At 46.0% G+C, this 14,776-nt stretch carries 12 protein-coding genes and 3 tRNA genes; 4 read left to right on the forward strand and 11 right to left on the reverse strand.

Annotation, left to right across the window (positions count from 1 at the left end; genetic code table 11):
* Nucleotides 1-64: 64 nt before the first annotated feature.
* Nucleotides 65-1,363 carry an HlyC/CorC family transporter gene (locus tag RJ32_RS09770; RefSeq protein WP_034821761.1) on the forward strand — a complete coding sequence of 433 codons (1,299 nt, stop codon included), beginning with the start codon at nucleotides 65-67 and terminating at the stop codon, nucleotides 1,361-1,363.
* Here RJ32_RS09770 and RJ32_RS09775 read toward each other — a convergent pair.
* Together RJ32_RS09775 and gshA are read right to left on the reverse strand one after the other, a co-directional pair.
* On the reverse strand, nucleotides 1,360-1,998 hold the full coding sequence (locus RJ32_RS09775; protein WP_011234966.1) for a hypothetical protein: 639 nt from the start codon (nucleotides 1,996-1,998) through the stop codon (nucleotides 1,360-1,362). The genes RJ32_RS09770 and RJ32_RS09775 overlap by 4 nt on opposite strands.
* Before the next feature lie 128 nt (nucleotides 1,999-2,126).
* The gene (gshA, locus tag RJ32_RS09780) at nucleotides 2,127-3,740 is read right to left on the reverse strand and encodes a glutamate--cysteine ligase (RefSeq protein ID WP_011234967.1); all 1,614 of its coding nucleotides are present in this window, start codon (nucleotides 3,738-3,740) and stop codon (nucleotides 2,127-2,129) included.
* Between the two features lie 168 nt (nucleotides 3,741-3,908).
* Between gshA and RJ32_RS09785 the strand changes: the two genes are divergently transcribed.
* Nucleotides 3,909-6,509, forward strand: coding sequence for a response regulator (locus RJ32_RS09785; RefSeq protein ID WP_034821764.1), 2,601 nt, complete (start codon nucleotides 3,909-3,911; stop codon nucleotides 6,507-6,509).
* A 9-nt stretch (nucleotides 6,510-6,518) separates the two neighbouring features.
* Nucleotides 6,519-6,692, forward strand: coding sequence for a hypothetical protein (locus RJ32_RS15065; RefSeq protein WP_011234969.1), 174 nt, complete (start codon nucleotides 6,519-6,521; stop codon nucleotides 6,690-6,692).
* On the opposite strand, the gene RJ32_RS09790 is transcribed toward RJ32_RS15065, so the two are convergent.
* From RJ32_RS09790 to RJ32_RS09830, 9 genes are all read right to left on the reverse strand, one after another.
* On the reverse strand, nucleotides 6,689-7,816 hold the full coding sequence (locus RJ32_RS09790) for a sodium ion-translocating decarboxylase subunit beta (protein ID WP_011234970.1): 1,128 nt from the start codon (nucleotides 7,814-7,816) through the stop codon (nucleotides 6,689-6,691). The genes RJ32_RS15065 and RJ32_RS09790 overlap by 4 nt on opposite strands.
* A 1-nt stretch (nucleotide 7,817) precedes the next feature.
* Complete coding sequence (oadA, locus tag RJ32_RS09795; RefSeq protein WP_034821767.1) at nucleotides 7,818-9,629, reverse strand: sodium-extruding oxaloacetate decarboxylase subunit alpha; 1,812 nt, start codon at nucleotides 9,627-9,629, stop codon at nucleotides 7,818-7,820.
* Nucleotides 9,626-9,889, reverse strand: a complete 264-nt coding sequence (locus RJ32_RS09800; RefSeq protein ID WP_034821770.1) for an oxaloacetate decarboxylase subunit gamma — start codon at nucleotides 9,887-9,889, stop codon at nucleotides 9,626-9,628. Before RJ32_RS09800 ends, oadA begins: the two co-directional genes overlap by 4 nt.
* A gap of 176 nt (nucleotides 9,890-10,065) precedes the next feature.
* A tRNA-Arg gene (locus tag RJ32_RS09805) sits at nucleotides 10,066-10,142 on the reverse strand.
* Nucleotides 10,143-10,163: 21 nt separating this feature from the next.
* A tRNA-Arg gene (locus tag RJ32_RS09810) sits at nucleotides 10,164-10,240 on the reverse strand.
* 21 nt (nucleotides 10,241-10,261) lie between these two features.
* Nucleotides 10,262-10,354 (reverse strand) — tRNA-Ser (locus RJ32_RS09815).
* A 162-nt stretch (nucleotides 10,355-10,516) separates the two neighbouring features.
* Nucleotides 10,517-10,705, reverse strand: a complete 189-nt coding sequence (csrA, locus tag RJ32_RS09820; protein WP_011234973.1) for a carbon storage regulator CsrA — start codon at nucleotides 10,703-10,705, stop codon at nucleotides 10,517-10,519.
* 149 nt (nucleotides 10,706-10,854) lie between these two features.
* Entirely contained in the window at nucleotides 10,855-13,452 is a 2,598-nt protein-coding gene (gene alaS / locus RJ32_RS09825; RefSeq protein ID WP_034821773.1) for an alanine--tRNA ligase, read from the reverse strand.
* Nucleotides 13,453-13,533: 81 nt separating this feature from the next.
* Nucleotides 13,534-14,001, reverse strand: coding sequence for a regulatory protein RecX (locus RJ32_RS09830; RefSeq protein WP_034821776.1), 468 nt, complete (start codon nucleotides 13,999-14,001; stop codon nucleotides 13,534-13,536).
* 50 nt (nucleotides 14,002-14,051) lie between these two features.
* On the opposite strand from RJ32_RS09830, the gene RJ32_RS09835 reads away from it, so the two are divergent.
* Nucleotides 14,052-14,771: an SIMPL domain-containing protein gene (locus tag RJ32_RS09835; RefSeq protein ID WP_034821778.1), complete on the forward strand. Its 720-nt coding sequence runs from the start codon at nucleotides 14,052-14,054 to the stop codon at nucleotides 14,769-14,771.
* The last annotated feature ends 5 nt before the right edge of the window (nucleotides 14,772-14,776 follow it).

Genomic DNA, 14,776 nt, shown 5'->3' on the forward strand with positions numbered 1-14,776 from the left:
CACTTGACTTCATAGCTGAGAACTCTACATTGTCACATTCACAGTATAATTAAGGAATAAACCGTTGGACGAGATATCAACGAGCATGTTGCTCGTGATTTTAGCCGTACTGTTATTTTTATCCGCATACTTCTCTGGCTCCGAAACTGGCATGATGTCTATCAACCGGTACCGTCTGCGCCATCTGGTACAAAACAATCATCCCGGAGCTAAGCGTGTCCAGTACCTGCTTGATCGTCCCGATCGGTTAATTGGTCTTATCCTTATTGGCAATAATCTGGTCAACATTGGTGCATCGGCTATCGCAACTATCCTTTGTCTGCGCTGGTTCGGTGACGCTGGAATTGTTATCGCTACTTTTGGTTTAACCTTAATTATTCTGATTTTTTCTGAAGTTACGCCGAAAACCATTGCAGCACTGCATCCGGAGCGTATTTCTTTTCCCAGCTCCTTAATTTTAATGCCTTTGCTAAAGGTCATGTACCCTATCGTTATTGGTATGAACTTCATCACCAATTCTTTTATGCGCCTGCTGGGAGTTAACCCCAAGCAGTCACAAATGGCTGATGCGTTAAGCTCCGACGAGCTGCGTACAGTAGTAAATGAAGCAGGGAATTTAATTCCGACTTCGCACCAGGAAATGCTGGTCAGCATTCTGGACCTCGAGAAAGTTACGGTAGAAGACGTCATGGTGCCCCGTAATGAAATCGTTGGCATCGATATTAGTGACGACTGGAAGTCTATTGTTAAGCAACTCTCAAATGGTCAACACACCCGCGTACTGCTTTATCGTAATGAAATAGATGACGCTATCGGCTTTTTGCATGCACGCGATATCATGCGCCTGATGAGTAAAAATCAGTTTACTGCGGATAAGTCCATTTTAGTGCGTGCTGCGCGGGACAGTTATTTTATTCCCGAAGGCACACCATTAAATGTGCAGCTACTAAAATTCCAGCGTCGTAAAGAACGCATCGGACTGGTTGTTGACGAATACGGCGACATTCAGGGACTCGTTACTCTGGAAGATATTCTGGAAGAAATTGTTGGTGACTTCACGACTTCTATGGCGCCGGCTCCCAGCGAATCTGTCACACTGGAAACTGATGGCAGCTTTTTAGTCGACGGCTCAGCTAATTTGCGCGAATTGAACAAAGAAATGAATTGGGATTTTCCGACTGATGGTCCAAAAACCTTAAGCGGCCTTATTATTGAACAGTTCGGAGATATTCCTGATGCCCGGTTGTCGCTGCGTTTAGGCGGTTATCCGGTAGAGCTTGTTGAAATTGGTGACACCATGATAAAACAAATTAGAGTGTTTCCTGAGCTCTACCAAAAACCCGATAACCAGACCAATGACTAACCGAAAAATAAACGCCATAGCCAGCCGTGCTTTAAATCTTCCTCACACTTATTCAATTGCGCGGCGTATGTCATAGAGCGGCTTTTTACAACCCTGGATACTTTTACCAGCCAGGGTTTCTTTAAATAAGACTTGCGCTGATAGCCACCCCAGCCTTCATGATAGTTAAGATATTGTCCGTAGGCGTCCCATTTCGATACCCCATTAATTTTATAGGTTTTTGCTATAAACCAACCCATAAAATCAATTGCATCTTCAAAGTCATCGCGACTGGCCCAACCGTTACCCGTTTCACGCTGGTAATCTTCCCAGGTCATAGTTTTCGCCTGCGAGTAACCGTAAGCCGAACTCACCCGACCCCATGGAATAAAGCCTAAAAGGTAGTCTCTGGGCGGCAAAGCATTATGCTTGAAGGAACTCTCCTGATACATCATCGCCATTGGCACATGAATAGGCACGCCCCAGCGTTCACGCACATCGGCGGCCGCATGATACCAGTCTCGGTGTTCTTCAAAAATATGACAGACATTTTCAGGGTTTGCCGGCGGTGGCGTTGCACAACCACTGAGCGTCGCTACGAACAAAGCACTTACCAGTACTTTCGGTTGAATAGGAAAAAAAAGTTTTATCGCCATTGAACTTTATTCACTCGTTAAACTCTCAGTAATTGAACACATGTTGTAGCTGATAAATGCATTCATGTTCATCCCCTGAACGTTTTATTGAACGCAGTCCAAATTTGGGCTGCGTTTTTTTATGTTTATCAGTCAGCTACCTGGCCAGAGCGTTCCGCCTGTTTGAAATAATTTGCCAGAAACGTATCAAAGTCAACGTTATTGTCTTGCTGATAACGTTCTTCAAAAGCTTGCTCTGATTCGGCCGCCCATTTAACAAAGTCATCTTGTTTGTAGTAACTGAGCGGCTCATTTTTCAATTGCTCACGGTATTGCTTAGCCAACTGCATACCCAAATTACTGTTATCGCGGTCTTCTTCTTTGAGCAACCGTAAAATTTGGCCCGATAACGTACTTTCCGGATTTAATACCCACTCGTACAAATCCGCTAAATGATTCTGATACACTTTATTGCCTGAACTGTTATCCAGTGCTTTAGCAATTGAAGAGAAATCTGCAAACAGTTCTTCCAGCCAGTCAGCCATTAGGCGGTCAATGCCGTTTTGCTGCAAGCTTAGGCGCGGATCACGCCCCTGCATAACCACTTTAGTAAAGTTCTTATCGGCTTGCTGCTGCTGTTCCCAGCTCATTTCTTCGCTTGGCTGTAATAAACAATGCAGAAGCATTAAGTCCAGAAAGTGCATTTGTTGTGCTGTGATACCAACATCGCTAAACGGGTTCACGTCCAGCGCGCGAATTTCGACATATTCTACTCCGCCCCGCTCTAGAGCCTGGCTTGGCGTTTCACCATCGCGTGCTGTCTGTTTAGGACGAATTGGCGAGTAAAATTCATTCTCTATCTGCAGAATATTATCGTTAAGCTGACGATAATCGTCGCCCACTTTTACACCGATTTTCGAAAACTGTGTAGAAGGAGTTGTAATTGCGCGACGCAGGCCTGTCACATACTCATCCAATGAGTTATACGTGATTTTCAGCGTTGCCTGTTCTTTATTGGTATAACCTAAGTCGCTCATTCGCAACGACGTACCATAAGGCAAAAATACCGTGCCTTTACCTACTGTATCAAAATCCCATTTTTGCAGAATCTCTTCGTTTTTTGTCTGACTGAAAAACGATTTACACAAAGCGGGTGAAGCGCCAAACAAGTAAGGAATAACCCAGGCAACGCGCTTGAAGTTACGGATGAGAGCGAAATAGCGTTCCGTACGGAAGCTCTGATTATTACTAACGCCTTCAATCTCTGCTAACTCTTCCCACATCGCATCGGACACAGAAAAATTGTAATGCACCCCGGCAATAACCTGCATGGTAGCGCCATAGCGATAGGTTAATCCCCGACGGTAAAGGCTTTTCATACGTCCCGAGTGCGAGTCACCATATTTAGCGATACGAATATCGTCATCTGAGCCAATGTAGCAAGGCATGCTCATAGGCCACAGCAACTCGTCATTAATGGCGTTATAAGCCACCCGATGAATATCCCGGAGTTGTGACAGCGTTGTGTCAATATCGGAGGCAACTGGAGTAATGAACTCAAGTAGGTTTTCTGAGTAATCGGTTGTAATGGTTGGATGGGTCAGGGTTTTTCCCAGTTCCTGGGGATGGTCACCCGGCGCCAGCGTTCCATTTTCTTTTATTCGCAAAGCTTCACGTTCAATACCACGCTTAATGCCCTGCCAAACTGCTGTTTTACCCGATTGCTTAAGCTTTTCGATAACTGCTTGAAATGTTGCTTGCAAAAGACAACTCCATTCACTGAGACGGAAGGTTTTCTGCCGCTAAGCTTACTGGTAATTCGCTAAAAGGTCTATGGTTGTCACCCTTAATTTGACCACATAACTTGGCGATTACGGCTCAACGTGGCAGACTAGCTACTGTTTATCTAACCTTTCGGTTACGGATCAACCATGAATTCATTCTGGACTTTTTTACAGCTCATTTTTGTCATTCTTCAGGTAACCAGTCTTGCGTTATATGCCCTGTTACCTGCCCCCTGGAGTGACACTGTATTAGTCGCGATGATTCTGTTCAGTTTAATTATTGGCATTGTCATTTGGTGGTGGTCCCGACGTAACGCACTGACTGCGCCTTTTCGGCAACCCTTTTTATCGTCAGACTCGTTACAACTGTTTGAACAAGTTTTTAATGACCTGCCAACCCGGGTTTACTGGCGCGATCCTGAGTTAAAACTGTTAGGCGGAAACCGCGCTTTTGCCAATGACTTTGGTATTGATCCTGAGTCTCTGGCCGGTAAAACGGATGCTGAAATCGATTCCCTTGCCAGTAATGACGTATTACTGGAGCGCGACAGAAAAACCTTTAGTCAGCAGGCACCTTCCGTTAATGCAGAAATCGAACTAAAAGTGGACGGTAAGAGTCAATGGGTCGAGCATTCCAGTGTTCCACTTTACGATGACGACCACAATATTATCGGCATCCTCGGTAGCTACTACGATATATCCGGTATTAAATCGGTCGCTGAAGAAATGGAAAAAGCCAAAGAAACCGCCGAACGTGCTAATCAGTCAAAAGGTGAGTTTCTGGCGAATATGAGCCATGAAATTCGCACACCAATTAACGCTATCGTCGGTATGGCAAACCTTTGCCTGAAAACCGAACTTACGCAAAAACAAAAACGCTACATCAAAGTCATCGACTCCTCTTCGCAAGCTTTACTGGGGGTTATTAATGACATTCTCGATTTTTCGAAAATTGACGCGGGTAAGTTAACTGTCGAGCGCATTCCTTTCGACTTGCAGGACGTATTGACCTCACTGGCGGATATGTTTGCGTACCGGGCTTACGATAAAGACCTCGAGTTTATTATTAACTTACCGGCCAATATACCAACGCGTTTAATTGGTGACCCACTGCGCTTAAATCAGGTGCTGGTTAACCTAATTAGTAATGCCATTAAGTTTACCGAAGACGGTGAAATCAATGTTGCCGTTAACCTGCTGGACAGTTCCCGGGATAATGTTTTGTTACGGATATCGGTTACCGATACCGGTATTGGTATGGATGAAGAACAGCGCGCCAACCTCTTTAAAGCCTTTACTCAGGCAGATACTTCTACAACCCGTAAGTATGGGGGTACCGGCCTTGGCTTAGCCATTTCCCGACGTCTTATTTTATTAATGGGCGGCGATATCGGCGTAACCAGCGCCGCCGGTCAGGGCTCTACATTTTATATCGAAGTAGAGCTGCCGTTACAGACAGAGCAGGACAACAGTCATCATCAGTATCTTTTGCAGAAACTTAAAGGTGTTCGAATTCTCGCCATTGATGACAACTTAAGTACCCGCGAAATGCTCTATGAAATGCTGCGCAGCTATCAGGTTGACGTAAAAGTTTGTCGCACAGCTGAACAAGCTCTGCAAGTGTTTCAGCTGTCTGTCGAGGACAACAATCCTTATCAACTGGTTTTGGTTGACTGGCGTCTACCGGGTATGGATGGTCTGGAATTTTGCCAAAAAATAACCGAACGTTATGCAGAAGACATTCGGCCGAAAATGACTCTGGCAACGGGATATTACGCTGAAGAATTATCAGAAAAGGCGAAACAAGCAGGCGTCAATGACATCATTTCAAAACCCTTTACTGCGTCAACCCTAGGTAGAAGCCTGACCTCAACATTATTTCAGCGAGAGCTCCCCGATGCGGACGATGCTGACAGTGGTGACGGCATCCCGGAAAGTATTTTGCGAGCGCCTATTTTGGTGGTAGAGGACAATGAGATTAACCAGCAAGTCGCCAGAGAAATTCTCTCAAGCCACAAGTTTAAAGTGGATATAGTGGAAAATGGGCAGCTAGCAGTAGAAGCCGTTCATAACAAAAATTATTCGCTGGTACTAATGGACATTCAAATGCCGGTCATGGACGGGCTGAAAGCGGCGCAAACAATCCGCGCCGACTTCAATTATCAGCAGCTTCCTATTCTGGCAATGACGGCCAATGCGATGAGTGGCGACGAGGAGCGTTCACTTGCCGCGGGTATGCAAGGACATATTGCTAAGCCAATTGATGAACAACAACTGATTAAAGCCATTATTAAATGGGCGGTCCCGGGTGACTACACCAATAACCAACAACCAGAAGTACCACCAGAATCTAAACAGGATGAGGTTAATAAACCGCCGGTTCGTATTCCACAAGTGAAGGGCATTGAGTTTGAAACGGCATTAAAACGCTTACAGTACAATGTTGAGCTTTATCTGAAATTAGTAGAGCAGCTGTATGAAACCTACCAGGGTAGCGCTACTAAAGTCTCTGACTTTATTACCCGGGGCCAGCATGAAAGTGCACGCCGCTACTTCCATTCATTAAAAGGAGCCGCCGCGAATTTAGGCTTTACTCAGTTACAAAGCAAGGCCGCCGACTTAGAGCAATTTATGGCAGAAGGTAATATTGATAAAGTTGCTGACCAGATCACTGAGCTGGAAAAACGTTTACGCTACGCACATCAAGCCGCTGTAGACTTAGAAGCCATTCAACAACATCAGTCTTAAGGAATTACTATGATCCGCTATTTTTTTATTATTCCGCTGCTGCTCAGTCTGATTTGGTTGCTGTATTTACGCGCTAATGGCTGGAGTATCAAACAAGGTTACAAAGGCTTTGTGTATATTGCGGTGATAAGCGCTGTCATCGCCGCTTTTTACACGGCGATGATGTTTCTGACCGGACGTTAAACCAATGCCAGTAAAACCCCCGCTGCAACTGCTGAGCCTAATACTCCGGCTACGTTAGGTCCCATCGCATGCATTAACAGGAAGTTTTGCTGATTAGCCTGTAAACCAACCTTATTAACCACCCGTGCTGCCATAGGTACAGCGGATACTCCAGCAGCACCAATTAACGGGTTAATCGGGTCTTTGCTGAATTTACCCATTAATTTCGCCATTAAAATACCACTGGCAGTTCCTATGGCAAATGCAACGGCACCTAATACCAAAATGCCCAGCGTTTGGAAGCTGAGAAATTGCTCCGCCTGCAATTTAGAACCCACAGCCAAACCGAGAAAGATGGTCACTATATTAATCAGCTCGTTCTGAGTGGTCTTCGTTAAGCGTTCCACCACGCCAGATTCACGCATTAAGTTACCCAGACAGAACATGCCAACCAAAGGCGTTGCTGAAGGCAAAAACAGCAGCGTTAACCCCATAGCTATTAACGGGAAGAAAAGCTTCTCACGACGAGCTACCGGCCGTAACTGCTCCATTTTAATCTCACGCTCGGCCTGAGTTGTCAGCAGTTTCATTATTGGCGGCTGGATAATAGGCACCAGCGCCATATATGAGTACGCGGCAACAGCAATAGCTCCCAATAAATCCGGTGCCAGCTTCGACGCCAGGAAAATAGCAGTGGGGCCATCAGCGCCGCCTATAATTGAAATAGCTGCCGCATCGGACATCGAAAACTCAATGCCCGGTATGCCATTCAAAGCAATAGCTCCAAACAAGGTAGCAAAGATACCGAACTGAGCCGCCCCACCCAAAAACAGCATTTTAGGGTTTGCCAGCAAGGGACCAAAATCGGTTAACGCCCCAACTCCCATAAAAATAAGCAAAGGGAACACACCGGTGTCGATACCAACGCTATACACGTAATAAAGAACTCCACCTGGCTCGGTGAAGCCACCTAAGGGGATATTTGCCAGTATTGCGCCAAAGCCAATAGGTAATAGTAATAGAGGTTCAAATTTCTTTGAGATTGCCAAATACAACAACAACCCACCCACCAGAATCATGCTGAACTGGCCGAATGTCATTGCAGCAATGCCGGTGGTTTCCCATAAAATCTGCAGCTTTTCCATATTAGCCTACCGTCACCAGAGCATCACCCACGGTCACTGCGTCACCTTCTTTTACATGAAGAGACTGAACAGTACCGTCTTTTGGTGCTTTAATATCGGTTTCCATTTTCATCGCTTCCATTACTAAGACAACGTCGCCGGCTTTAATCGCAGCGCCCTCTTTGGCTACAACTTTAAAAATATTACCGGCTAATGGCGCTTTAATAGTTTCACCCTCGCCTGATCCACCTGATGATTGCTGCGATGACTCAGGTGATGATTGTGAAGACTCTGCTGAGGACGATGACTTCACAGAATCGAGCTGACCCGCTGGGCCGACTTTTACATTATAACGCTTACCTTCAACCTCAACTTCGTATTGCTCAACATCTCCGGTTGCCTTTGGAGCTTGTTGCTCTTTAGATTCCGTTTGCTCTTCAGGTTCTTCTCCAGGTGCCGGCTCAAAAGCATCCGGGTTATCACGGTTCTTCAGGAATTTAAGCCCAATTTGCGGAAACAGTGCATAAGTTAAGACATCATCAACAACATCATCCGCTAAACGAATATCTTCATCTGTCGCTTTATCTTTTAGCTCTTTGGTCAGCGCATCCAGTTCGTTATCCAGTAAATCCGCCGGGCGACAGGTAATAGGTTCTTCACCGTCCAGAACGCGCTTCTGCAAGTCTTTATTAACTTCTGCAGCGGTTGCTCCATATTCACCTTTAAGAACCGCAGCAGTTTCTTTAGAGATATTCTCGTAACGTTCACCGCTCAACACGTTCAGAACCGCCTGGGTTCCTACAATTTGTGAGGTTGGCGTAACCAAAGGGATAAATCCAAGGTCTTCACGTACCTTCGGAATCTCTTTTAAAACTTCATCAAATTTATCCAGCGCACCCTGCTCTTTTAACTGTCCTTCCATATTGGTCAGCATACCTCCCGGTACCTGAGCCAGAAGAATGCGCGCATCAACCCCTTTGAGAGAACCTTCGAACTTAGCGTATTTCTTGCGCACGTCGCGGAAATAGCTGGCTACTTCAGCTAAGTCAGGTAATGACAAGCCTGTGTCCCGGTCGGTATTCTCTGTCATTGCAACCAGGGTTTCTGTTGGCGAATGGCCGTAAGTCATGCTCATTGACGAAATGGCGGTATCCAGCATATCGATACCAGCATCAATGGCTTTTTGGTAGGTTGCCACACTTAAGCCCGTTGTTGCGTGACACTGCATAGCAATTGGCAAGTCCGTCTTTTCCTTCAACGCGCTAACCAGTTCATAGGCGTCGTTAGGCCTTAACAAGCCAGCCATATCTTTAATGAATAACGAATCACAGCCTAAATCTTCCAATTCCTGTGCCATTGCTACCCATTTATCCAGGGTATGAACCGGGCTGACAGTATAAGCGAGAGTGCCCTGCGCATGGCCATCAACGTCTTTTGCCGCTTTTATTGCTGTTTTTAAATTTCGAACATCGTTCATCGCATCAAAAATACGGAAAACATCAACACCATTTTCCTTTGCGCGTTCGACAAAACGTTTCACCACGTCATCGGCGTAATGCCTGTATCCCAGCAGGTTTTGCCCTCGAAGCAGCATTTGCTGGCGAGTATTCGGCATAGCCTTTTTCAGTTCACGAATGCGTTCCCAGGGATCTTCACCAAGGTAGCGAATACAAGAATCAAAAGTCGCACCACCCCAGGACTCCATTGACCAGTAGCCGATGCTGTCGAGCTTTTCAGCAATGGGAAGCATGTCGTCCAGACGCATACGCGTTGCGAGTAGTGACTGATGTGCGTCACGAAGCACCAACTCTGTTAGTAACAGGGGTTTACTCATTGTGATTTCTCCTTGTTATTCGCTGCTTTTTTGCCTTGACGATAACGGTGTACCGCAGCAGAAATTGCAGCCAGTACCGCAGGACTTGCTGCATCAGAGCTATTACTTTCGACTGAAGGCTGAGTACTGGCAACAGGCTCTGGTGTTGGGATCAGGCGTTTCATAACGCTCATGGCAACGACCAGTAAGCAAAGAAAGATGATGACTGCGCCCATGCCTACCAGCATGAGTTGCGCAGCTTGACTGAGCAATTCTGACACGAAGCACTCCTGATTGGTTGCTAAGGTATTGTTATAAAATTATTAAATACCATGGTAGCAAGTCACGCAAGGAGATACAGCAGTAAATAGTGGGTATTCAGGATTTAAATGAGATTAAAAAATATTCAAAGGGACTAATGAGCAAAGAAGATAATTTAAGGGGATATAAAAAAGAATGGCGCGCTCGGGAGGACTCGAACCTCCAACCGCCTGGTTCGTAGCCAGGTACTCTATCCAGTTGAGCTACGAGCGCGTATTCAGGTTAGTAACAATATGGCGCGCTCGGGAGGATTCGAACCTCCGACCGCCTGGTTCGTAGCCAGGTACTCTATCCAGCTGAGCTACGAGCGCGTAATTGTTACTGTAAACGACTGGCGGAGAGGGAGGGATTCGAACCCTCGATAGGGCTACAAACCCTATACTCCCTTAGCAGGGGAGCGCCTTCAGCCACTCGGCCACCTCTCCAAATCGTTGTGGCGTGAATTCTAGCGATGTTGGCAATAATGTCAATCGCTTTTTTAAAAACTAGGGTTTAAGTGTGGGATAATTGACCATCTCGCGCGATTTTTCTTCAGAATGCTCAAAAACATAAAAAAAGACCGGCTTTCGCCGGTCTTGTCTAATCACTTATTCTTTGTCTTGCTCATCGTCTTTTTCAGACTGAATGCGCATGTATATTTCTTCGCGATGAACGGAAACGTCTTTCGGGGCATTAACACCAATACGTACTTGGTTTCCCTTAACGCCGAGAACGGTGACCGAAACATCATCACCTATCATTAATGTTTCACCTACACGGCGAGTTAAAATTAGCATAGATTGCTCCTTCAATACTGTTCCGATTCTTACCGCGAATATCGAACTTTTCCCTGAACTGGCGTAAGCAAGTCTACCAACACTGAGAGTGATTACACTATAACGAAGCGCATAATTTTTCGTTGTGTTTTAATCGCTTACAGCGACAGCTAAAGCTGTTGCTGTAACCAAGTCGTCGCAGTAGCCAAAGCTTCATTTAACTGTTCCGGGAGTGAACCACCTGCCTGCGCCATGTCAGGACGACCTCCGCCCTTGCCACCAACGACATTTGCAGCCTGATTCACGATATCTCCTGCTTTAACTTTAGACGTTAAATCGGTAGTAACGCCAGCAATTAAACTGACTTTATCACCGTTTGCAGTTCCTAATAATACGATACCTGAGCCCATTTGGTTCTTCAGATCATCAACTAATCCACGTAAAGATTTTGGATCGGCCTGATCTAACTCCGCAATGATTGCTTTAACTCCATTAATATCAACAGCCTGAGCGATTAATCCACCACCAGCCTGCTGTGCCAGTTTTTGTTGCAGTTGCTCGTTCTTACGCTCTAATTCACGGAACTTATGCTGCAGTTGCTGAACTTTATCGGCCACAGAGCTTGGTTCTGTTTTGAGTTCTCCAGCAATTTGCTGCAATACGCTTTGCTGCTGTTGAGTATATCGTACGGCTGCTTCTCCGGTTACCACTTCAATGCGACGCACACCCGAAGCAATACCGCCCTCTGAGGTTATTCTGAATAAACCGATATCGCCTGTCGCTTTGACATGAGTACCGCCACAAAGCTCCATGGAGAAATCTCCCATACGCACAACTCGTACCTGCTCATCATACTTTTCGCCGAACAAGGCCATTGCGCCCGCTTCTTTTGCTTCGTCAATAGCCATGAGCTCGGTTTGCAGTGGCAGGTTAGCGCGAACTTGTGCATTTACCTCACGCTCTAATTGAGCCAACTGCTCAGTCGTCACTGGTTCAAAGTGCGAGAAGTCAAAACGCATTTTGTCCGCTTCGACCAAAGAACCTTTTTGCGTAACGTGCTCACCCAGCAAGTTTCTAAGCGCTGCATGCAGCAAATGCGTTGCCGAGTGGTTGCGTTTAATATTCTCACGACGCTCAGAATCAATTTCGGCTTTTACGCTGTCGTTGAGCTTAACCGCAGCTTTCGCTACGCCGTGGTGCGCTATCGCTTTGCCAATATACTGGGTGTCTGTCACTTCAAATGCCGGTCCGTTGACAACCAAAACACCTTTGTCACCGATCTGACCACCACTTTCTGCATAAAATGGAGTTTCTGATAAAACCACAATGCCGTTTTCGCCCGCCTGCAACTGCTCTACCGGTTTACCATCTTTAAATAACTCGACCACTTTTGCCTGCCCGGCAACGTCATCGTAACCGGTAAATGCGGTTTTATTGTCAGATTTAAGCTGTTGATTATAATCCATTCCAAACTGAGAAGCCTGCTGAGCCCGCTGACGCTGCTCTGACATAGCCTGTTCGAAGCCTTGTTCATCAACTGTCAATTCCTGCTCGCGGGCAATGTCCGCAGTTAAATCAACCGGAAAGCCATAAGTGTCATAGAGTTTGAAGACCACGTCGCCCGGTATAACATTACCTTTCAGCTCGGCAATTTCGTCTGATAAAATCGCCAGGCCACGCTCCAGCGTGCGCGCAAACTGCTGCTCTTCCCGTTCCAGGGCGTCTTTAATAATTTGCTTTTTCTGCTCCAGCTCAGGATACGCTTCACCCATCTGGCGAGCCAATTCGTCTACCAAACGGAAAAAGAAGGTGTCTTTAGCGCCAAGTAAGTGCCCGTGCCGCACGGCTCTACGTATTATACGGCGCAGAACATAACCACGGCCTTCATTTGATGGCATAACTCCATCGGTAATCAAGAAGGAGCATGAACGAATATGATCAGCAATAACCCGCAATGATTTATTATCCAGATCATTGGTGCCAATAATTTCAGCCGCCGCTTTAATCAGCGCCTGGAATAAATCGATTTCATAGTTACTGTGAACGTTCTGCATAATGGCAGAAATACGCTCCAGCCCCATGCCCGTATCAATAGAAGGATCAGGCAAAGGTTCTAAGGTACCGTCAGCCTGACGGTTATACTGCATAAAGACCAGGTTCCAAATTTCGATGTAACGATCACCGTCTTCTTCAGGAGTTCCCGGAGGGCCGCCCCATACTTCTTCACCGTGGTCGTAAAACACTTCAGAGCATGGACCACAAGGCCCGGTATCACCCATAGACCAGAAGTTGTCTTTTTCACCAATACGCGAAATACGGTCTTCCGGTACGCCAATGTCTTTCACCCAGATATCGTAGGCTTCATCATCTTCGGTAAACACCGTAACCCAGAGCTTTTCAGCCGGCAGCTTCAACTCTTTGGTTAAAAAGTCCCAGGCATACTGAATAGCTTGCTTTTTAAAGTAGTCGCCGAAACTGAAGTTACCCATCATTTCAAAGAAAGTGTGATGACGGGCCGTGTACCCAACATTTTCTAAATCGTTATGTTTACCGCCGGCACGCAGACAGCGCTGCGCCGAAGTGGCTTTATCATAACGACGTTTATCAGTACCCAGGAAAACGTCTTTGAATGGAACCATACCTGCATTGGTAAATAACAAGGTGGGATCGTTACCGGGGATCATCGATGCTGACGGAACTTTCTCGTGTCCTCGTTCAGCAAAGTAATTTAAAAATGCATCACGAATTTGGGCACTGTTCATGCTCATATTGAGTCCTACTTTTCTTAACTGAGTGACTTTAGGTCAATGTTTTAATGCTCTAAGACTATCACGAAGTAGCCGCCTAGCCTAGCGTCGTGGTCGATTGACGCAAGCGAAAATTTGCTCCGGAGTGAAACCTCGCTGCTGCAAAAAGCGTACCTGTCGACTCCACTCTTTTTCATCGGCCGGGTCATCATCGCCAAACTTTTTCTGCTTTAGCTCGGCACACAATTCAAACCAATCAACTTCCATGGATTCGAGCAAGTCCTCAACAATTTCCGTAGCAACGCCTTTTTGCTGAGTGGCCTGCGCCATGATTTTTAATCGCCCCTGTTTTTGCCCAACTTTTTCACGAATAAAGCTACCGGCGAAGCGTTCGTCACTCTGCCATCCCTCCTTATTAAGCTCGTCGACAACGCGATTGACCATTTCTGCAGGCCATTGTTTCTGGATTAATTTACGCTTTAATTCAGTTCCGCTCTGCTCGCGCATTGCCAACAAACGAAAGGCACTATCCCGCAAAGCTTTTTCGTCATATTCTGAACTTTCATCCATGGTCTATACTCCAACGCCTAACTATGGAATTTGGTCTAAGGATGCTTAATATGACTCAGAGTAATTCAAAATCAAGGTTTCTCTTCATTTGTCTTGCCTTTCTTACCGCAGGATTTACCACTTTCGCTCAAGCAGACGAGCGTACCTTATCAATATCCGGTAGCGGCAGTGTTTCTGCTATTCCGGATCAGATGTCACTGACTTTTTGGATAGAAGAACGCGGGAATAAACTCAGCTCACAAAAAACATTAGTCGATAACACCACTAGCCGCTTAATTAACGATCTGAATAGTAAAGGTATAGAAGACAAAGATATTCGTTCTTACCAACTACAAATTTACCCTCGGTATGAACAAAACGATGACGGGAAAACAGAGCAAGATGGTTTTGTCGTTCAACGCGAAGTTCAGGTCACTTTGTTAGAGCCCGAAAACTACGACGATATTATCGACTTAGCGCTAGCGCGCGGCGTCACTCGCGTTGGTCAGGTTCGGTTTGAAATTAGTGACCAGCAAGGTTTATATCAACAAGCACTGATCAACGCTTATAAACAAGCAAAAAATAAGGCCGAGCGTTTGGCTACTGCTGCGGGTCTAGAGCTGACGGGAACATTAAGTATCGCTGAACGCTCTATGTCACGACCGGTGGTTATGCAAATGGCAGAAATGAGTAGCCGCTCAGATAAAGTGTCATTACCTGGACAACAAACCATTGAGGCACAGGTAGAGGTTATATTCTCAACCCAAACTCAGCCGGACTCTGACAATTAAATCGT

The sequence above is a fragment of the Idiomarina sp. 28-8 genome (assembly GCF_000320945.2).
In the GTDB taxonomy this organism is placed as follows: Bacteria; Pseudomonadota; Gammaproteobacteria; order Enterobacterales; family Alteromonadaceae; genus Idiomarina; species Idiomarina loihiensis.

Excerpts from the sequence above, each read along its gene's own strand:
- RJ32_RS09775 (WP_011234966.1), bottom strand. The coding sequence starts at position 1,998 with ATGGCGATAAAACTTTTTTTTCCTATTCAACCGAAAGTACTGGTAAGT.
- RJ32_RS09785 (WP_034821764.1), top strand. The coding sequence starts at position 3,909 with ATGAATTCATTCTGGACTTTTTTACAGCTCATTTTTGTCATTCTTCAG.
- RJ32_RS15065 (WP_011234969.1), top strand. The coding sequence starts at position 6,519 with ATGATCCGCTATTTTTTTATTATTCCGCTGCTGCTCAGTCTGATTTGG.
- RJ32_RS09790 (WP_011234970.1), bottom strand. The coding sequence starts at position 7,816 with ATGGAAAAGCTGCAGATTTTATGGGAAACCACCGGCATTGCTGCAATG.
- oadA (WP_034821767.1), bottom strand. The coding sequence starts at position 9,629 with ATGAGTAAACCCCTGTTACTAACAGAGTTGGTGCTTCGTGACGCACAT.
- csrA (WP_011234973.1), bottom strand. The coding sequence starts at position 10,705 with ATGCTAATTTTAACTCGCCGTGTAGGTGAAACATTAATGATAGGTGAT.
- alaS (WP_034821773.1), bottom strand. The coding sequence starts at position 13,452 with ATGAGCATGAACAGTGCCCAAATTCGTGATGCATTTTTAAATTACTTT.
- RJ32_RS09830 (WP_034821776.1), bottom strand. The coding sequence starts at position 14,001 with ATGGATGAAAGTTCAGAATATGACGAAAAAGCTTTGCGGGATAGTGCC.
- RJ32_RS09835 (WP_034821778.1), top strand. The coding sequence starts at position 14,052 with ATGACTCAGAGTAATTCAAAATCAAGGTTTCTCTTCATTTGTCTTGCC.